The sequence below is a fragment of the Escherichia sp. 94.0001 genome (assembly GCF_013369155.2).
Classification (GTDB): domain Bacteria; phylum Pseudomonadota; class Gammaproteobacteria; order Enterobacterales; family Enterobacteriaceae; genus Escherichia; species Escherichia coli_F.
The window spans coordinates 1-23,201 of record NZ_JABWMS020000058.1; the positions used below are offsets into that span (position 1 = coordinate 1).

1 protein-coding gene and 1 pseudogene are annotated in these 23,201 nt (G+C 59.2%); both read left to right on the forward strand.

Annotated elements, in window-relative coordinates; all coding sequences use genetic code 11:
* Window positions 1-67 precede the first annotated feature (67 nt).
* A pseudogene (locus HEN33_RS19500) lies at window positions 68-1,424 on the forward strand (TolC family outer membrane protein).
* A 108-nt stretch (window positions 1,425-1,532) separates the two neighbouring features.
* Entirely contained in the window at window positions 1,533-23,201 is a 21,669-nt protein-coding gene (gene siiEA / locus HEN33_RS19505) for a BapA-related adhesin SiiEA (protein ID WP_176263540.1), read from the forward strand.

The window sequence follows — 23,201 nt, forward strand, 5'->3', positions numbered from 1 at the left end:
TCTTAATAAAATGAGACTGGTTATAAAAACCAGTTAAAATAATGACCTGGAAGGAAGTGACTTATCTATGGCGCGATTCCAGTTTAAAAGCCGTAAAAATAATGGGTTTATTTTTTTTAATAAGTTTTATGGTGATGGGAGAAGCTACAATTGCTGCACCGCTGCCACAATGGGCGAACGCCCCAGCGGTAACGCCAGTTGCCCGATTATCTTTACAGGAAAGTATATTACGCGCCTTTGCGCGCAACCCCGATGTCACCCAACAGGCGGCGCAGATAGGTATTGGCGAAGCGCAAATCGATGAAGCCAAAAGCGCCTGGTATCCGCATGTCGGTTTGACCGGTAATGCGGGGCCTTCCCGGCAAACGGACTCCAGCGGCAGGCTGGATAATAACGTTTCTTATGGCATAACCCTGACGCAGCTAGTGTATGACTTCGGTAAAACAGATAACGATATCAAACTGCAAACCGCCGCTCGTGACAGCTACCGCTTTAAATTGATGGCAACCTTAACCGACGTAGCCGAAAAAACGGCGACGACCTATATGGAAGTCAGCCGTTATCAGGCGTTGTGCGATGCGGCGCAACGTAATATCCACTCGCTGGAAAACGTCTACAACATGGCGGCACTGCGCGCTAACGCTGGCCTGAACTCATCGTCGGATGAATTACAGGCCCAGACGCGTATTGCCGGAATGCGCTCAACGCTGGAGCAATATCAAGCGCAGATGGCGAGCGCCAAAGCGCAACTGGCGGTGCTTACTGGCGTACAGCCGGAGGCGATAGCCGCGCCACCTGCTGAATTAGCCGAGCAGCCGGTATCGCCGAAAAATATTGATTACCAGTCCATCCCACTGGTGCTGGCGGCAGAAAACTTACGCCAGTCAGCACAGTACGGTGTGGAAAAAACGAAAGCGCAATACTGGCCAACGCTGAGTATTCAGGGGGGCAAAACGCGCTACCAGACCAGCGACCGCTCGTATTGGGACGACCAGTTACAACTGAACGTTAACGCGCCGCTGTATCAGGGCGGCGCAGTTTCAGCCCAGGTGCAACAGGCTGAAGGGCAACAAAAAATCTCTGCCTCGCAGGTCGAACAGGCAAAACTGGATGTGCTGCAACGAGCGTCTGTGGCATATGCGAACTGGACCGGCGCACGGGGTCGCGAAGAAGCCGGTTTAGCACAATCCGAAAGTGCGCACAAAACGCGAGATGTGTACCAAAATGAATATAAATTGGGCAAACGCAGTCTGAATGATCTATTAACCGTCGAGCAAGATGTCTTTCAGGCGCAATCGGCTGAAATAAATGCCAATTATGATGGCTGGGTCGCCGCAGTGAATTATGCCGCTGCGGTTAATAACCTTATTCCATTAGCGGGAATTAAACAGGGCTTATACAACGACTTACCCGACTTGAAATAATCCTGCCATTATTAATATCAGGTATGCATCGTTGTTAAGTGATTACCTTTGTCTTATTTAGATAAATGGACTCGCTAAGGATATGCGCCATTTATCAGGAATGCCATTATGAGCCTGATTATTGATGTTATTTCGCGAAAAACATCCGTCAAACAAACGCTGATTAATCCTGGCGACGTTACGGTTGTCATTTATGAGCCCTCCGTGGTGCAGGTTCATGCTCAGGCCTCTGCCGTTGCGCGTTATGTGCGCGATGGAAACGATCTGCTGATTTATATGCAGGACGGCACGGTGATCCGCTGTAATGGTTATTTCCTGCAAGCGGCAAATACCAGCGAGCAATCCGAACTGGTGTTTGCCGATGGGCAACAGCTGACTCATGTCACCTTTGCCGATACCGCGGCGGGTGGAGTAGCGCCCGTGGAGCTGACCGCTCAGACTACCGCAATTGAAAGCATTGCGCCGTATCTTGATACCGTCGCTCAGACCAGTGCCTTCCCGTGGGGATGGTTAGCGGGTGCCGCGGTAGGTGGTGGCGCGCTTGGCGCTTTACTGGCAAGCGGTGGTGATGATGACTCAAAAACTGAAGTGGTTAATAACCCACCGCCAGCCGAACCCGGCAATGCCACGCCATCGTTTTTAGTAACCGATAATCAGGGCGATCAACGCGGTATTCTTTCCGCCAACGATATCACCGATGACACTACGCCAACCTTTAGCGGCAGTGGGCAGGCGGGGGCGACCATCCAGATTAAAGACAGCAATGGTGACACCATCGCCAGTACCCAGGTCGGTAGTGATGGACGCTGGAGCGTCGATTTGCCTACGCAAAGTGCGGGCGAACACACCTGGTCAGTGGTGCAAATTGTTGGGAGCACCATTACCAACGCCGGGTCAATAACGTTAACCATCGACAACAGTCAGGCCGCCGTACAGCTCGTCACCACCGCAGGCGATAACATCATTAACGCCAGCGAACAGGCCGCCGGATTTACGCTTTCTGGCACCAGTAGCCATCTGGCACAGGGAACAGAACTCACCGTCACGCTAAACGGCAAAACCTACACCACCAGCGTAGGCGCTAACGGCGCGTGGAGCGTGCAGGTGCCGACCGCCGACGCGCAAGCGTTAGGCGAAGGGAATCAGGCGGTGCTGGTCAGTGGGAAAGATGCCACGGGCAATACGGTCACTGGCGCGCAGCTGCTAACGGTCGATACCCAACCGCCGACACTTGCCATCAACACCATCGCTCAGGACAACATTGTCAGCGCCTCAGAACATAACGCCGCGCTGGTAGTGAGCGGCACTTCGAATGCAGAAGCGGGGCAAACCGTAACCCTGACCGTCAACGGGAAAAGCCATTCAGCAACCGTCGGTAGCGACGGAACCTGGCAAGTGACGCTGCCTGCCACGGAGGTCCGGGCACTGGCGGAGGGGAACTACGCTGTCAATGCCAGTGTCAGCGATCGGGCAGGGAACACCACCAGCAACAGCGCGAATTTCACGGTAGACACCGGTGCGCCAGTGGTCAGCGTTAACACCGTTGCGGGTGACGATATTCTTAATACCGCCGAACAGATTGTGGCGCAGATTATTTCCGGGCGGGTCAGTGGGGCTTCTCCTGGCGACACGGTCACCGTCAAGTTAGGCGCCACAGTTCTGTCCGGCGTGGTGCAGGCAGACGGTAGCTGGAATGTGGCGCTTGATCCGGCGGTAACTCGCACTTTAGCGCGTGGCCCTAACGATATTATCGTCACGGTGACCGATGCCGCCGGAAATACCGGTACAGCGACTCATAACATCACCCTGGCGGGCGTCGCGCCGCAAGTCGCGATAGATGCTATCAGCGGAGATAACGTACTGAATGAGTTGGAGTCTCAGCAGCCGCTAACGTTAAGCGGCACCAGCAATTTGCCCGATGGCGGTACAGTTAGCGTGACGTTGAATAATGTCACGTATAGCGCTCAGGTCAGCGGCGGCGTCTGGTCGCTGAGCGTTCCGGTGAGTGATGTTGTTAATCTTGCGAACACCAATTACACCGTCACTGCCAGCGCCACCGATGTGACCGGCAACACTGGCACCGCGCAGAGCAATTTGCTGGTCGATACGGTGCTGCCGCAGGTGATCATCAACACCTTTGCGGGCGACAACATTGTCAACAACGCCGAAGCGGGAGCAGATCAAACCCTGAGTGGCGTCGTCGTGGGCGCCGCGCAGGGCGATACGGTCACTATTGAACTGGGCGGCAATACTTACACGGCGACGGTGGGCAGCAATCTCACCTGGAGCGTGAACGTTCCGGCGGCAGATTTACAGGCGCTGGGCGATGGTGCGTTAACCATTAATGCTTCGGTTACTACCGTACATGGCAATACGGGTAGCAGTGCGCTTGATATCACCATCAGCGCCGGGCTGCCGGGGCTGCGCATTGACACCATCGCGGGCGATGATGTGATCAATGCCGTTGAGCAGCAGCAAAACCTGATTATCACCGGTAGCAGTACTAATTTGCCCGCCGGAAGAGTGGTCACTGTTTTGCTCGGCGGCAACACCTACCAGGGGGTGACCGACAGCAACGGCAACTGGCAGGTAGGCGTGCCTGCGGCAGATCTACAGGCACTGACGCCGGGTACGATAGTGGTTAATGCCAGCGCAACGGACCCCGCCGGGAACCCGGTTACTATCGATCGCAACGTGGAGGTTAATCCGGGCGCGGTGCTTATTACCATCAATACCGTCTCCGGCGATGACATTATCAATGCCGCAGAAAAAGGCGCGCCATTGACGCTGACCGGTACCACGCAGCTGGTGGAAACCGGGCAAACCGTAGTAGTGAAATTCGCCGGGCAGACCTTTACCACTACCGTTCAGGCAGGTGGCGGCTGGAGCCTGACCGTTCCCGCCAGCGCGGTGAGTAGCCTGGCAGACGGTGCGGCGGAAATCACTGCGACCGTCACTAATATCAGCGGTAACACAGGCAACACCTCCCGCACCATTACCGTAGACAGCCAGGCTCCGGCCTTAAGCATCGACTCGCTGACTGCCGATAACATCATCAACGCCGCCGAAAGTGGTCAGGATCTGCAAATCACTGGCACCACCGACGCTCAGCCAGGGCAGACGGTGGCCGTCACGCTGAACGGGCAGACCTATCAGGGCGTCGTGCAGTCAGATGGCACCTGGAGCGTGACCGTTCCCGCCGCTAACGTTGACGCACTGGCTGACGGCAACGCCACGGTGAGCGCCAGCGTGAGCGATGTCGCGGGTAATCCGACCAGCGTCTCACGGGTGGCGCTGGTCGATGCCACGCCGCCGGTGGTAACCATTAATCCGGTGGCGACCGATAACGTCATTAACACGCCGGAACATACCCAGGCGCAAATCATCAGCGGCACGGTTACTGGCGCTCAGGCGGGCGATATCGTCACCGTGACGCTGAATAATGTGGATTACACCACGGTGGTGGATGCTTCCGGCAACTGGAGTCTGGGCGTTCCGGCTTCCGTTGTCAGCGGACTGGTGGACGGCAGTTATCCTGTCAGCGTCTCGGTAACCGACCGCGCCGGAAACGCGGGCAGCCAGTCACTGACTGTCACGGTCAATACCGCTGCGCCCCTTATCGGCATTAACAGCATTGCGGGCGATGATGTGATCAACGCCAGCGAAAAAGGAGCCGATCTCCAGATCACCGGCACCAGCGATCAACCTGTTAATACCGCCATCACCGTGACGCTGAACGGGCAAAATTACACCACCACGACCGACGCCTCCGGCAACTGGAGCGTCACCGTTCCGGCATCGGCGGTAACCGCACTGGGCCAGGCCAACTACACGGTAACGGCGGCGGTGACGAGTAATATCGGCAACAGCAACACCGCCAGCCATAACGTGCTGGTCGACAGCGCGCTGCCCGGCATGACCATTAACCCGGTGGCAGCCGACGATGTTATTAACGCCGCCGAAGCGGGCGTAGCGCAAACCATCAGCGGGCAGGTTACCGGAGCCGCCGTTGGCGACGCGGTAACCGTTACGCTTGGCGGTAATACTTACACCACCACCGTGCAGGCCGGTTTAAGCTGGAGCGTGAGCGTTCCGGCGGCGGATATTCAGGCGCTGGGCAATGGCGATTTAACGGTAAGCGCCTCGGTCACCAATCAAAACGGCAACACCGGCAGCGGCACACGGGATATCACCATTGACGCCAATCTGCCCGGTCTGCGGGTCGATACGGTAGCGGGCGATGATGTGGTCAATATCATCGAACACGGGCAGGCGCTGGTGGTCACCGGCAGCAGCTCGGGGCTGGCAGAAGGCACGCCACTTACCGTTACGATTAACAATGTGGAATACACCACTGCGGTGCAGGCCGATGGTGGCTGGAGCGTGGGCGTCACGGCGGCGCAGGTTAGCGCCTGGCCTGCGGGAACAGTGACGGTTACTGTGTCCGGGGAAAGTAGCGCCGGAAATCCGATAAGCATTACGCATCCAGTAACGGTCGATCTCACGCCAGCGGCGATCACCATCAACACCATCGCTACGGACGACGTGATTAACGCCGCAGAAAAAGGCGCTGATTTAACCCTTTCCGGCACCACCACTAATGTAGAACCCGGTCAAACCGTCACCGTCACCTTTGGCGGGAAAAATTACACCGCCAGCGTGGCGAGCGATGGTAGCTGGACTGCCACCGTTCCTGCCGCCGATCTGGCAGCATTACCTGAGGGCAGCGCCTCCGCGCAGGCCAGCGTCAGCAATATCAATGGCAATAGCGCCTCGGCGGTGCATAACTACAGCGTCGATAGCAGCGCGCCAACCATCATTATCAATACCGTCGCCAGCGACAATATCGTTAACGCCAGTGAAGCTGATACGGGCGTGACGGTGAGCGGCAGCACCACCGCTGAAGCGGGGCAGATTGTTACGGTAACGCTTAACAGCCCAACTGTGCAGACCTATCAGGCAACGGTACAGTCCGACGGCAGCTGGAGTATTAATATTCCGGCGGCAGATCTTGCCGCTCTGACCGATGGCAGCCATACCCTGACGGCGACGGTCAATGACAAAGCGGGCAACCCGGCGAGCACCACGCATAATCTGGCGGTGGATCTCACCGTTCCGGTACTGACCATTAACACCATTGCGGGCGATGATATTATTAACGCCGCCGAACACGGGCAGGCGCTGGTGATTTCCGGCTCCAGCACCGGCGGAGAAGCGGGCGATGTCGTCACCGTCACGCTAAACAGTAAAACCTACACCACGACGCTGGATGCTTCCGGCAACTGGAGCGTCGGCGTTCCGGCTGCGGATGTCTCTGCGCTGGGCAGCGGCACGCAAACCGTGACGGCGACCGTTACCGATGTGGCTGGCAACAGCGACAACGAGACGCACACGGTCACCGTTAACCTTACCGCGCCGACCATTGGCATCAACCCCATTGCCAGCGATGACGTGATTAACGCCACGGAAAAAGGCGCGGATCTGCAAATTTCCGGCACCAGTAATCAGCCAACAGGCACCACAATTACGGTGACGCTTAACGGGCAAAATTACTCCGCCACGACGGACGCCGCAGGCAACTGGAGCACCACGGTGCCAGCCTCTGCCGTCGGTGCGCTGGGCGAAGCCAGCTACACAGTGACGGCGAACGTCACCGATAGCGCAGGCAACAGTAATTCCGCCAGCCATAACGTGCAGGTCAATACCGCGCTGCCGGGTGTCACCATTAATCCGGTGGCGACCGACGATATTATTAACGCGGCGGAATCGGGCGTGGCGCAGACCATCAGCGGCCAGGTGACGGGCGCGGCGGCGGGCGATACGGTTACCGTGACGCTTGGCGGGAAAACCTACACCGCTACTGTGCAGGGCAATTTTAGCTGGAGCGTGGACGTTCCGGCGGCGGATATTCAGGCCATCGGTAATGGCGACCTGACAGTTAACGTCTCGGTAACCAACGGCGTGGGTAATACTGGCAGCGGTTCGCGAGATATTACTATCGACGCCAATTTGCCAGGCCTGCGCGTCGATACCGTGGCGGGCGATGATGTGGTTAACAGCATCGAGCACGGTCAGGCACTGGTGATAACCGGTAGCAGCAGCGGGCTGGCGGTGGGCGCGGCGCTGACGGTGGTGATTAACACGGTCACTTACGCTGCGACAGTATTAGCCGATGGCACATGGAGCGTTGGCGTTCCGGCGGCAGACGTGGGCAACTGGCCTGCGGGGACGGTGGATATCACGGTAAGCGGCACTAACACTGCCGGAACAACCTCCACCATCACCCATCCGGTCACCGTCGATCTGGCGGCGGTGGCGATCTCCATTAACACCGTTTCCGGCGACGATGTGATTAACGCCGCCGAAAAAGGGGCAGATTTAACCCTTTCCGGCAGCACTTCCGGCGTGGAAGCGGGGCAAACCGTCACCGTCACCTTTGGCGGCAAAACCTATACCGCTACCGTAGCGGGCGATGGCAGCTGGACAACCACCGTACCCGCCGCCGATCTCAGCGCGTTACGTGACGGCGACGCCACGGTACGGGCCAGTGTCAGCAATATTAACGGCAACACGGCTTCGGCAACCCACGCCTATAGCGTCGATGCCACGGCACCGACGCTTGCCATTAACACCATCGCCACCGACGATATTCTTAACGCCGCTGAGGCGGGCAATCCGTTAACCATCAGCGGCACCAGCACCGCCGAAGCGGGGCAAACGGTAACCGTCACGCTTAATGGTGTGGCTTACATCGGCACCGTTCAGGCGGGCGGTAGCTGGAGCGTCAGCGTGCCGACAACAGATCTCAGCAATCTGACCGCCAGCCCGTACACGGTCAGCGCCTCGGTAAGCGACAAAGCGGGTAACCCGGCGACCGCCACTCACGGCCTGGCGGTGGATCTCACCGTGCCAGTTTTAACCATTAACACCGTCTCCGGCGATGACATCATTAATGCCGCCGAACACGGGCAGGCGCTGGTGATCTCCGGTTCCAGTACTGGCGGGGAAGCGGGCGATGTCATCACCATCACGTTAAACAGTAAAACCTACACTACCACGCTGGACGCCTCCGGCAACTGGAGCGTCGGCGTTCCGGCAGCAGACGTCACTGCGCTGGGCAGCGGCCCGCAAACCATCACTGCGGCAATTACCGATACGGCAGGCAACAGCGATGATGCCAGCCGCACGGTCACCGTAAATCTCACCGCGCCAACCATTGGCATCAACACTATCGCCAGCGATGACGTGATTAACGCCACAGAAAAAGGCGCGGATCTGCAAATCACCGGCACCAGTAATCAGCCCGCAGGCACCACAATAACGGTGACGCTGAACGGGCAAAATTACACCGCTACCACCGATAGCAGTGGCAACTGGAGCGCTACGGTTCCAGCCTCGGCAGCTAGCGCGTTGGGTGAAGCCAACTACACGGTAACGGCGAGCGTTACCGACACGGCAGGCAACAGTAATTCCGCCAGCCATAATGTGCTGGTCAACAGCGCCTTACCTGGCGTTACCATTAACGCAGTGGCAACCGATGACATTATTAATGCCGCCGAAGCGGGCAGTGCGCAAACCATCAGCGGGCAGGTGACGGGCGCGGCGGCGGGCGATACGGTCACCGTCACGCTGGGCGGCAACACCTACACCGCTACGGTGCAGGCTAATTTAAGCTGGAGTGTCAGCGTTCCAGCGGCGGATATTCAGGCGCTGGGTAACGGCGACCTGACAGTTAACGTCTCGGTCACCAATGACGTTGGTAATACCGGCAGCGGCTCGCGCGATATTACGATCGATGCCAATCTGCCTGGTTTGCGGGTCGATACCGTGGCGGGCGATGATGTTATTAACAGCCTTGAGCACAATCAGGCGCTGGTGATAACAGGTAGCAGCACCGGGCTGACGGCAGGAACGGCATTAACGGTCGTGATTAACAACGTCACTTACGCTGCCACGGTGTTAGCTGACGGTACATGGAACCTCGGCGTTCCGGCGGCAGACGTCAGCAACTGGCCTGCGGGTACGGTGGATATCACGGTAAGCGGCACCAACAGCGCCGGAACAACCTCCACCATTACCCATCCGGTTACCGTCGATCTGGCGGCGGTCGCCATAACCATTAACACTCTCTCCGGCGATGATGTGATCAATGCCGTCGAAAAAGGCGAAACGCTGGTGGTGAGCGGCAGTACCAGCGGTGTAGAAGCCGGGCAGACGGTGACCGTCACCTTTGGCGGTAAAAATTACACCACCACTGTGGAAGCCAACGGTAGCTGGACGGTGAATGTGCCGCCTGCCGATCTCGCTGCGTTGCCGGACGGCGCGGGCAACGTGCAGGCGAGTGTCAGCAACATTAACGGCAACAGCGCCCAGGCCGATCGCGCGTACAGCGTCGATGCCACCGCGCCGCTTGTGACCATCAACACCATCGCCAGCGACGATATTCTCAACGTGAGTGAAGCGGGCGCGGGGATAACCATCAGCGGCACCACCACGGCGCAGGCCGGGCAGACGCTGACTGTCACGCTCAATAACAACACGTACCAGACTACCGTCCAGGCCGATGGCACCTGGAGTGTGAACGTTCCGGCGACAGATTTAAGCGGATTAACCGCCAGCAGTTATACCGTGACCGCCACGGTGAGCGACAAAGCGGGCAACCCGGCAAGCGCGGATCATGCACTGGCGGTGGACGTTACCGCGCCGGATCTCACCATTAATACCGTCGCGGGCGATGACATTATCAACGCCATCGAACATGGTCAGGCGCTGGTGGTGAGCGGCACCAGTACGGGCGCGGCGGCAGGCGATGTGGTGACCGTCACGCTGAACGGTAAAAACTACACCACAACGCTGGACGCCTCCGGTAACTGGAGTGTGGGTATTCCGGCGGCGGATGTCACGGCACTGGCAACCGGTAGCCAGACCATCACCGCCAGCCTGAGCGATCGCGCGGGCAACAGCGACAGCACGACTCACGACGTGACCGTTGATCTCAGTGGCCCGACGCTGACCATTAACACTGTCTCCGGTGATGACATTATTAATAATGCGGAGAAGACCCAGGATCTGATCATCAGCGGCGTCTCCAGCGGCCTGGCGGCAGGCACTACGGTCACCGTGATGTTGAACGGCCTGGCGTACAGCGCCACCACCGACGGCTCCGGCAACTGGAGCGTTACCGTGCCGGCTTCGGCGGTCGGCGCACTGGGCGAGGCGGTTTATTCGATTAGCGCCAGCGCCACCGACAGCGCGGGTAACAGCGGTAGTACTACCCATACGGTGAATGTCGAATCGCTCCTGCCAGGGGTAATCATTAATACTGTGGCGGGTGATGACATTATCAACGCCGCTGAAATCGCCGTTAACCAGACCCTCAGCGGACAGGTTACGGGGACGGCAGCAGCAGGAGATTCGGTCACTGTCACGCTCGGCGGTAATCAATACATTGCCACCGTGCAGCCAGATTTAAGCTGGAGCGTCAGCGTGCCTGCGGCAGATTTGCAGGCGCTGGGTAACGGTGAACTGACCATCAGCGCCTCGGTGACCAATTCCGCAAATAATACCGGCACCGCGACGCACGATATCGTGATAGACGCCAACTTGCCAGGTCTGCGGGTCGATACCGTGGCAGGCGATGATGTGATTAACAGCATTGAGCACACTCAGGCACTGGTGGTCACCGGTAGCAGTAGCGGACTGGCGGCGGGGGCGGCGTTGACGGTAGTTATCAACGGCGTCACCTATGGCGCAACGGTACTCGCCGATGGCACCTGGAGCGTCGGTGTTCCGGCGGCAGATGTCACAAACTGGCCTGCGGGGACGGTCAATATTGCCGTCTCTGGCACTAACACTGCCGGAACCACAACCAGCATTACTCATCCGGTGACCGTCGATCTTGCGGCCGTGGCGATTACCATCAACACCCTTTCCACTGACGATGTGATAAACGCCGCCGAGAAAGGCACTGATTTGCAGCTTTCCGGCACCACCTCAGATGTGGAAGCGGGGCAGACTATTACCGTTATTTTCGGTGGCAAAAGCTACACCACCACGGTTGCCGCGGATAATACCTGGGGGCTGACGATCCCAGCCGCCGATCTCGCAACCTTGCCGGATGGCGCAGCAAACATCCAGGCCAGCGTCAGCAACGTCGCGGGTAACAACGCCCAGGCAACGCATGTTTATAGCGTCGATGCCACCGCGCCCTCCGTTACTATCAACACCATCGCCAGCGACGATATTCTTAATGCCGCCGAAGCGGGATCGGCGCTGACCATCAGCGGCACCAGCACCGCAGAAGCCGGGCAGACAGTGACCGTGACGCTAAACGGCGTCAATTACAGCGGCAACGTGCAGGCAGACGGGAGCTGGAGCGTCAGCGTACCAACTGGCGATTTAGCCGACCTTACCGCCAGCCCCTATACGGTGAGCGCGGCGGTCAGCGACAAAGCGGGCAACCCAACCTCGGCAACGCATAACCTGACGGTGGATCTTGCCGCTCCGGTCGTCACCATTAACACGGTAGCGGGCGATGACATCATTAACGCCACGGAACATGCTCAGGCGCAGATTATCAGCGGCTCGGCAACGGGCGCGACGACGGGTAACACGGTTTCCGTGACGATTGGCACGACCACCTACACCACCGTGCTGGACGCCAACGGCAACTGGAGCATCGGCGTGCCTGCCAGCGTGATTTCCGCGCTGGCCCAGGGCGATGTGACCATTACCGCCACGGTTACCGACTCCGCAGGCAACAGCGGCACGGCCTCGCACACTGTCAGCGTGGCGCTCGGTGCACCGATACTCGCCATTAACACCATCGCCGTCGATGACATCATCAACGCCACGGAGAAAGGCGCGGATCTGGCGATTTCCGGCACCAGCGACCAGCCTGCGGGCACGCAGATTACCGTTACGCTCAACGGGCAAAATTACACCACCACTGCCGATGCTTCCGGGAACTGGAGCGTGACTGTTCCGGCGTCTGCGGTTGGTACGCTCGGTGAAGCGACTTATACGGTGACTGCCGCCGCAACCGATGTTGATGGCAATAGCGGTTCCGCCAGCCATAACGTGCAGGTTAATACCGCGCTACCGGGCGTCACCATTAACGTTGTGGCAACGGATGATATTATTAACGCCGCCGAAGCGGGGGCAACTCAAACTATCAGCGGGCAGGTCACGAGGGCCGCGGCGGGCGACACGGTGACCGTGACGCTAGGCGGGGCGACTTACACCGCTACGGTACAGGCAGACTTAAGCTGGAGTGTCGATGTTCCGGCTTCGGCGTTACAGGCGCTGGGCAACGGAGAGCTGACCATTTCGGCTTCGGTAACAAACAGCGTAGGCAATACCGGCAACGGCACGCGCGAAATCACCATAGACGCGAATCTCCCCGGTCTGCGGATTGACACCGTGGCGGGCGATGATGTGGTTAATAGCATCGAGCATGGTCAGGCACTGGTGATAACCGGTAGCAGCAGCGGGCTGGCGGTGGGTGCGGCGCTGACGATGGTGATCAATAACGTCACCTACGGCGCGACGGTATTAGCCGATGGCACCTGGAGCGTCGGCATTCCGGCGGCAGATGTCAGCGCCTGGCCTGCGGGGGCGCTGACGATTACGGCGAGCGGCAGCACTACCGCCGGAAACCCGGTCAGCGTTACGCATCCGGTGACTGTCGATCTCTCGGCGGTGGCGGTCAGCATCAACGCCATTACCGCCGATGATGTGATTAACGCCGCCGAAAAAGGCGCGGCGTTAACGCTCTCCGGCAGCACTTCCGGCGTGGAGGCTGGTCAAACGGTCACCGTGACCTTTGGCGGTAAAACCTATACTGCAAGTGTCGCGGCGAATGGTTCCTGGAGCACCACGGTTCCGGCGGCAGATATGGCGGCCCTGCGTGATGGTGATGCCAGCGCGCAGGCCAGTGTCAGCAACGTTAACGGCAACAGTGCCACCACTACCCACGCTTACAGCGTCGATGCCACCGCGCCAACGGTGACCATTAACACCATTGCGGGCGACGATATTCTTAACGCCGCCGAAGCGGGTGCGGCGCTGACCATCACCGGCAGCAGCACGGCGGAAGCCGGGCAGACGGTGACCGTCACGCTCAATGGCGCAAACTATACTGGCACGGTACAAACGGACGGCAGCTGGAGTATCAGCGTACCGCCAGCCGACTTAAGCGCTCTGACCGCCAGCATCTACACCGTCAGCGCGGCGGTGAGCGACAAGGCCGGAAACCCGACCTCGGTTAACCACAACCTGACGGTGGATACTTCCGTTCCGGTCGTCACCATCAACACGGTGGCAGGCGATGATGTGATCAACGCGACGGAACACGCCCAGGCGCAGATCATTAGCGGCTCTGCCACGGGGGCGGCAACCGGTAGCACCGTGACGGTGACTATCGGCTCAAATACCTTCACCACCGTGCTGGATTCCAGCGGTAACTGGAGCATCGGCGTCCCGGCAAGCGTTGTTTCGGCACTGGCAAACGGCACGGTGACCATTAACGCCAGCGTCACTGATGCCGGAGGAAACAGTGGTAGCGCCACCCATCAGGTGACGGTCAATACCGGGCTGCCGACCATTACCTTTAACGCCATCAGCAGCGATAACGTCCTGAACGCCGATGAAAAAGGCCAGCCGTTGACCATTAGCGGTAGCAGTACGGGGCTGGCGACCGGCGCACAGGTTACCGTCACGCTCAACGGTCATAACTACAGCGCCACCACCGACGCAGCCGGCAACTGGACCTTAACCGTACCGGTGAGCGATCTGGCGGCCTTAGGTCAGGCTAACTATACCGTCAGCGCCAGTGCCACCAGTGCGGCAGGCAACACCGCCAGCAGCCAGGCGAATTTACTGGTCGACAGCGGCCTGCCAGGCGTCACCATCAACACCGTGGCGGACGACGATATTATCAACGCCGCCGAAGCCGGGGACGATCAAACCATCAGCGGGGTGGTGACCCGTGCCGCCGCAGGCGATACAGTCACCGTGACGCTGGGCGGTAACACTTACACCGCTACGGTACAGGGCAACTTAAGCTGGAGTATCAGCGTTCCGGCAGCCGATCTCCAGGCGTTGGGCAATGGCGATTTGATCATTACCGCCTCGGTGACCAACGCGAATGGCAATACGGGTAGCGGCACGCGGGATATCACCATTGATGCCAACCTGCCTGGGCTGCGGGTGGATACCGTGGCGGGCGATGATATCGTCAACAGCATTGAGCATGGTCAGGCACTGGTGATCACTGGTGGCAGTAGTGGCCTGAATGCAGGTGCTGTGCTGACGGTTACCATCAACAGTGTGGCTTATTCTGCCACGGTACAGGCAGACGGGAGCTGGAGCGTCGGCATTCCGGCGGCAAACGTCAGCGCATGGCCTGCGGGGCCGTTAACCGTTGAAGTGACAGGCCAGAGCAGCGCCGGAAACCCGGTCAGCGTCAGCCATCCGTTCACCGTCGATTTAACGGCGGTGGCAATCAGCATCAACACCGTTGCCAGCGACGACGTGATTAACGCCGCCGAAAAAGGCACCAATCTGACCCTTTCTGGCAGCACCAGTGGGATTGAAAACGGGCAAACCGTTACCGTCACTTTTGGCGGCAAAACCTACACCGCCAGCGTCGCCGCCAACGGTAGCTGGAGCGTGAACGTTCCAGCGTCAGATCTGGCAACCTTGCCAGACGGCGCGGCGACCGTGCAGGCCAGTGTCAGCAGTGCGAGCGGCAACAACGCGTCGGCAACTCATGCGTATAGCGTCGATGCCAGCGCACCGACGCTTACCATAAACACCATCGCCAGCGATGACATCCTTAACGCCACGGAGGCGGGAAACCCGCTCACCATCAGCGGCACCAGCACCGCCGAAACCGGGCAGACGGTCACCGTCACCCTTAACGGCGCAACTTACACCGGTAATGTACAGGAGGACGGTAGCTGGAGCGTCAGCGTTCCCACTTCAGCCCTGGGCGCTCTGACTGCAAGCAATTACACCGTCAGCGCCACGGTCAACGACAAAGCGGGCAATCCCGGCAGCGCCAGCCATAATCTGGCGGTAGACACCACCGCGCCGGTTCTCACCATTAACACCGTGGCAGGCGATGACATCATTAACGACGCCGAACACGCACAGGCGCTGGTGATCTCCGGTACCAGCACGGGCGGGGAAGCGGGCGATGTGGTGAGCGTTGTGCTCAATGGCAAAACGTATACCACGACGCTGGATGCCTCCGGCAACTGGAGCGTTGGCGTTCCAGCAGCGGATGTTGCGGCACTCAGTAGCGGCGCACAGACCATCACCGCCAGCGTCAGCGATCGGGCGGGCAACAGCGACGACGCCAGCCGAACCGTCACCATTAACCTCACCGCGCCAGCGATTAGCATCAACACCATCGCGGGCGATGACGTGATCAACGCGACGGAAAAAGGATCGAATCTGGCGCTTTCCGGCACCAGCGATCAGCCTGCGGGCACGGCGATCACCGTCACGCTGAATGGACAAAACTACAGCGCCACCACCGATGCCTCCGGCAACTGGAGCGTGACCGTGCCCGCCTCGGCGGTCAGTGCACTGGGCGAAGCGACATATAGCGTCACGGCGAGCGTCACCAACGCCCAGGGCAACAGCAGTACTGCCAGCCATAATGTGCAGGTCAATACCGCGCTGCCAGGCGTCACCATTAATCCGGTGGCGACGGACGACATTATCAATGCCGCCGAAGCGGGTAGCGCACAAACTATCAGCGGCCAGGTAACCGGGGCGGTGGCTGGCAGCACCGTCACCGTTGAACTGGGTGGTAAAACTTACACCGCCACCGTGCAGGCTGATTTAAGCTGGAATGTAAGCGTACCAGCCGCTGACTGGCAGGCGTTAGGTAACGGTGAATTAACCGTTAATGCCTCGGTGACCAACGCCGTTGGCAACACCGGCAGCGGCATGCGTGATATCACCATCGATGCCAGTCTGCCCGGTCTGCGGGTGGATACCGTCGCAGGCGATGATGTGGTCAATATCATCGAACACGCTCAGGCGCAGGTGATTACCGGGAGCAGCTCCGGCTTTACGGCAGGCACGGCGCTGACCGTGGTGATAAATAACCAAACTTATGCCGCCACGGTGTTGGCGAACGGCACCTGGAGCGTCGGCGTTCCGGCGGCGGATGTCAGTAACTGGCCTGCGGGAATGCTGAATATTACCGTTAGCGGCGCGAACAGTGCCGGAACGCAAACCAGCATTACCCATCCGGTGAGCGTTGATCTCACTACCGTCGCCATCAGCATTAACGCTATTACCCCTGATGATGTGATTAACGCTGCCGAAAAAGGCGCGGCGCTAACGCTTTCCGGCAGCACGTCCGGCGTCGAAGCGGGGCAAACCGTTACTATTACCTTTGGCGGCAAAACCTACACCACCACGGTGGCGGCAAACGGTAGCTGGAGCACCACCGTTCCGACTGCGGATTTGGCGGCTCTGCGTGACGGCGATGCCAGCGCCCAGGTGCGGGTGACTAACGTCAACGGCAACAGCGCCACGGCAACGCATGAATACAGCGTCGATAGCGCCGCGCCAACGGTGACCATCAACACCATTGCCAGCGATAACATCATCAACGCCAGCGAAGCGGCGGCGGGCGTCACGGTGTCCGGCACCAACACCGCGGAAACCGGGCAAACGCTCACCGTCACGCTAAACGGCACTAACTACCAGACCACGGTGCAGGCAGACGGCAGCTGGAGCTTAACGCTGCCTGCCAGTGACTTAACCGCACTTGCCAATAACGGCTACACCCTGACCGCCACGGTCAGCGATCTGGCGGGTAACCCTGGCAGCGCCAGCAAAGGCGTCACCATCGATACCACCGCGCCCGTCATCAGCTTCAACACCGTGGCAGGCGATGACGTGATTAACAACGTCGAACACTCTCAGGCGCAGATTATCAGCGGCACCGCCACGGGCGCGGTGGCGGGTGACCGCCTGGTGGTGACCATCGCCGGGCAGCAGTATGTCACCAGCACCGATGCCAGCGGCAACTGGAGCGTTGGCGTGCCAGCCAACGTGGTTTCCGGCCTTGCAGACGGCACGGTGACCATCAGCGCCACCATCACCGACAGCGCAGGCAACAGCAGCACGCAGACGCACAACGTGCAGGTCAATACGGCGGTGGTGTCGCTCTCAGTCAGCACCATCAGTGGCGATAATATTATTAACGCCGCCGAAGCAGGCAGTGCGCTGACCCTGAGCGGCACTGGCACTAATTTCGCGACAGGCACGGTGGTGACCGTGTTGCTTAATGGCAAGGGCTACAGCGCCACCATTCAGAACAACGGGAGCTGGAGCGTGAATGTGTCGGCGGCAGACGTCGCGGCACTTGCGGATGGCACCAGCTACACGGTTAGCGCCTCCGCCCAGGACAGCGCAGGAAACAGCGCCACGGCCTCGCGCAGCGTGGCGGTGGATCTCACCGCACCGGTTATCAACATTAATACCGTTTCGACGGATGACCGACTCAACGCCGCCGAACAGCAGCAGCCGTTAACCCTTAACGGCTCGACCAGCGCGGAAGTGGGGCAGACGGTCACTGTCACCTTTGGCGGCAAAACCTATACCGCCACGGTTGCCGCCAATGGCACCTGGGCGCTGAACGTGCCTGCGGCGGATCTGGCAGCACTCGGGCAAGGCGCGCAGACCATTACCGCCAGCGTGAACGATCGCGCCGGTAACCCCGGTCAAACCACGCACGCCCTGACTGTTGACACCGTTGCGCCGACGGTCACCATCGCCACCGTTGCGGGTGACGATATTATCAACAACGCCGAACAGCTTGCCGGGCAGACTATCAGCGGCAACACCACCGCCGAAGTAGGTCAGACTGTCACCGTCACCTTTAACGGACAGACCTGGACCGCAACGGTCGGCAGTGGCGGAAGCTGGTCGGTATTTATTCCGGCGCAGCAGTTTTCCGGATTAAGCGACGGCAGCTACACCATCAGCGCGACGGTCAGCGATCAGGCCGGAAACCCCGGTAGCGCCAGCCGTGGCGTGACGTTGAATGGCAGCGTGCCAACGGTCACCATCAATACCTTTGCGGGCGATGATGTGGTGAACGCGGCGGAACACGGCGCGTCTTTGGTGATCAGCGGCACCACCACCGCCCCAGTCGGGCAGACGCTGACTCTGACCTTAAACGGTAAAACCTACACCACCACGGTGCAGACTGGTGGTAGCTGGAGCTACTCCCTCGGTAGCGCCGATGTCACCGCGCTGGCGGACGGCAATGCCTACGTAATTAACGCCTCGGTGAGCAACGCTATCGGAAACACCGGTAGCAGCAATCACACCATTACCGTCGATCTCAGCGCCCCGGCGATGGGCATTAATATTGATTCCCTGCAAGCCGACACTGGCCTTAGCGCCAGCGACTTTATCACCAGCGTCAGCCCGGTGGTGGTCAACGGCTCACTCACTGCCGCGCTTGCCAGTAACGAGACGGCGCAAATCAGTATCGACGGCGGTGTAACCTGGAGCACGCTTACCGTTACTGGCACGACCTGGCGCTATAACGACAGCCGCACGCTGACTGATGGTAACTATCTCTATCAGGTGCGGGTGATTGATGCGGCGGGCAACGTCGGGGCGACTGATAGCCAGAATGTGGTGATCGACACTACTGCGCCAGATCCCGCGGTGAAAACCATCGCCATTAGCGCGATCACCACCGATACAGGTCTGATTACTAATGATTTTGTCACCAGCGACACGACGCTTGCGGTGAGTGGTACGCTCGGCGCGCCGCTCTCTGCTGGTGAGTTCGCGCAAATCAGTATCGATGGCGGCACCACCTGGCAGAATCTGGCGGTAAATGGATTAACCTGGACTTATCTTGACGGGCGCACGCTGACCGACGGTAACTACAACTATCAGGTACGGGTGATCGACACCGCCGGAAATATCGGCGCGACCGCCAGCCAGATAGTCACCGTGGACACCACCGCGCCGCTGGCGAGCAAAACCATCGTCATTGCGGGCATCAGCGATGACACCGGGTTAAGCAGCAGCGATTTTGTGACCCGTGACACTACGCTGACCGTGCGCGGGACGCTCGGCGCGGCGCTGGCGGCAGATGAACGGGCGCAAATCAGCCTCGACGGCGGTGTCACCTGGACTACGTTAACCGTTATTGGCACCAGCTGGAGCTATGCCGATAGTCGCACGCTCACCGACGGCACCTGGAACTACACGGTGCGGGTGGTGGATCTGGCGGGGAATGTCGGGCAGACCGCGACGCAAAATGTGGTGGTCGACACCATCAGCCCGGAAGCGGCGAAAAGCATCACTATTACCGGTATCAGCGATGACACCGGAGCCAGCAGCAGCGATTTTATTACCAGCGACACCACGCTTACCGTGCGCGGCGTGCTGGGCGCGGCGCTCGGCGCTAATGAGTTCGCGCAAATCAGTACCGACAACGGCGCAACCTGGGTGAACGTGACCGTTGCCGCAGACGGTCTGAACTGGAGTTATGTTGACGGACGCACGCTCACCAACGGTACCACCACCTGGCAGGTACGGGTGGTTGATTTAGCGGGCAACGTTGGCGCATCCGGCAGCCAATCGGCGCAGATCGACACCGTTAACCCGGCGCAGGTGCTCACCATCGCCAGCATCAGCACCGATACGGGGAGTTCGGCCACCGACTTTATCACCAGCGATACCACGCTCACGCTGACCGGTTCGCTGGGGGCGGGGCTTGCCAGCGGCGAAGTGGCGCAGATTAGCCTCGATGGCGGCGCGACCTGGACCACGCTCACCACCAACGGTACGCAGTGGACTTACACTGACAGCCGCACGCTGACCGACGGCAGCTACGTTTATCAGGTACGGGTGCTGGATCTGGCGGGAAATACAGGTCCGGTGGTATCGAAAACGGTGGTGGTCGATACGATTAACCCCACCGCCACGCCGACCATTGTGTCGTATACCGATGATATCGGGCAGCGGCAGGGGACGTTTAGCAATTCGCAGGCCACCGACGACACCACGCCGTTGCTCAACGGCGTGCTCTCTGCGCCGCTTGCCAGCGGTGAAGTCGTTTACCTCTACCGTAACGGTCTGCTGTTAGGTGCGGTGACGATGGTCGGCGCGCTGAACTGGACTTACAGCGACAGTGGTCTGGTCAGCGGTGCCTATACCTACAGCGCACGAGTGGTGGATCTGGCGGGGAATATCACCTCCTCCAGCGATTTTGTTCTGACGGTCGATACCTCTATTCCGACGACGCTTGCGCAAATCACCAATCAAACCACACGCGATACCACGCCGATTATCAGCGGCGTAATCACGGCGGCACTTGCCAGTGGGCAGTATGTTGAAGTGGTGATCAACGGCAAAACTTACACCTCGCAACCGGGCGGTGCGGTGGTGGTCGATCCGGCGCACAACACCTGGTATGTACAACTGCCGGATACCGACGCGCTGGCGGCGTCTGCGACCGCCTATAACGTCACCGCGCAGGTGAAAAGCTCGGCGGGCAATGGCAACACCGCCAACGTCAGCACTGGCACGGTAACGGTTAACGCGGCGATAGATTACACACCGACCTGGACCACCACCAGCAAATCTACCGCATGGGGGCTGACTTATGGACTCGACAACCACGGGATGTGGACGGTGCTGGCCAACCAGCAAATTATGCAATCCACCGATCCGCGCACCTGGTCGAAAACCGCCCTGACGCTGGTGCAAAGTGGCAACAACTATGCCACCAGCTCCATCGCCGATTACAACCGTAACGGTACGGGCGATCTGTTTATTACCCGTGATGACTACGGCACGGGGTATATCAACGGCTTTACTAATAACGGCGATGGTACGTTTTCCAGCGCCATCCAGGTGAACGTTGGCACCCTGACGTGGTATGGCTCGATTGTGGCGTTTGATAAAGAGGGCGACGGTTATCTTGATTTCTGGATTGGCGACGCCGGGGGGCCGGACTCCAACACTTTCCTGTGGAACAATGCCGGCACCCTGACAGGCAACTCGACCACTGCTAATAACGGGGGGAGTGCTACGGTCGGTGGGGCGGTGACAGGTTATCTGTCACTCAACGAAGGTTCCGGTGTCGATCTTAATAATGACGGCAGGATTGACCTGGTTCAGCACACTTTCAACCTGAACAACAACTTCACCCTCTCATCGTTGATAAGTCAGGGCAATGGCACCTTCGTCTGGGGACAAAACACCGTCAATACTTTCCTCAGTAGTCCTGGCTCGGGGGGAAACTCGACATCCGTTTCCATGACATGGGCCGATTTCGATGGTGACGGCGATATGGATCTCTTCCTGCCCGCCAGCCAGGGAAGAGCTAACTACGGTTCGCTGTTATTCAACACCAACGGCGTGCTGGGTAGCCCGGTGGCGGTCGGCGCGACGGCAACCACCTACGCCAGTCAATTCAGCCTGGCCGTCGACTGGGATCATGACGGGTTAATGGACATCGCCCGTATCGCCCAGACCGGACAGTCGTATCTTTATACTAACGTCAGCAACGCCAGTAACTGGACACAATCGGCCCTCGGCAGCAGCCAGAGCGGCACCACCAGCGGCGTGGCGGCAATGGACTACGACTGGGACGGCGCGGTGGATGTGCTGGTAACCAAACAGTCGGGCAGCGTGTTCCTCATCCGTAACACTAACACGGTGAGCTACGGGACCTCGTTGCACCTGCGTATCACCGATCCTAACGGTATTAACGTCTATTACGGCAATACCGTGAAGCTGTACAACTCGGCGGGCGTGCTGGTTGCCACACAAATCATCAACCCGCAGTCGGGGATGGGCGTTAACGACACCTCGGCGCTGGTCAACTTCTACGGACTTAACGCGGGAGAAACCTACAACGCGGTGCTGATCAAATCCACCGGCACTACCGCCAGCAATATCGACCAGACGGTGAATACCAGCTGGGGCGGCTTACAGGCCACCGATGCTACTCACGCTTACGACCTCAGTGCTGAAGCAGGTACGGCGAGCAACAACGGCAAGTTTGTCGGCACTGGCTATAACGACACCTTCTTCGCCACCGCAGGCACCGACATCTACGACGGTTCCGGCGGCTGGGTGTACAGCTCCGGCACAGGAACCTGGCTGGCGAACGGCGGCATGGACGTGGTCGATTTCCGTCTCTCAACGGTGGGCGTGACCGCTAACTTAAGCGTCACCACCGCCCAGGCTACCGGTTTTAATACCTCGACATTTACCAACATCGAAGGGATTTCCGGCTCGAATTTTAATGACACTCTGACCGGCAGCAGCGGCGATAACCAACTGGAAGGGCGCGGCGGCAACGACACGCTCAACATCGGTAACGGCGGTCACGACACCTTGCTCTATAAACTGCTTAACGCCAGTGACGCCACCGGGGGCAACGGTTCGGACGTGGTGAATGGCTTTACGGTAGGCACCTGGGAAGGCACCGCCGACACCGATCGCATTGATATTCGTGAACTGTTACAGGGCAGCGGCTACACCGGAAACGGCAAAGCCAGCTATGTCAACGGTGTGGCAACGCTGGATGCCCAGGCCGGAAACATCGGTGATTTTGTCAAAGTCACCCAGAGCGGCAGCGACACCATCGTGCAGATCGACCGCGATGGCACGGGCGGCAATTTTGCGACAGCTAACGTGGTCACGCTGACGGGCGTGCATACCGACCTCGCCACCTTACTGGCGAATCATCAGTTGATGGTGGTGTAG

Excerpts from the sequence above, each read along its gene's own strand:
- siiEA (WP_176263540.1), top strand. The coding sequence starts at position 1,533 with ATGAGCCTGATTATTGATGTTATTTCGCGAAAAACATCCGTCAAACAA.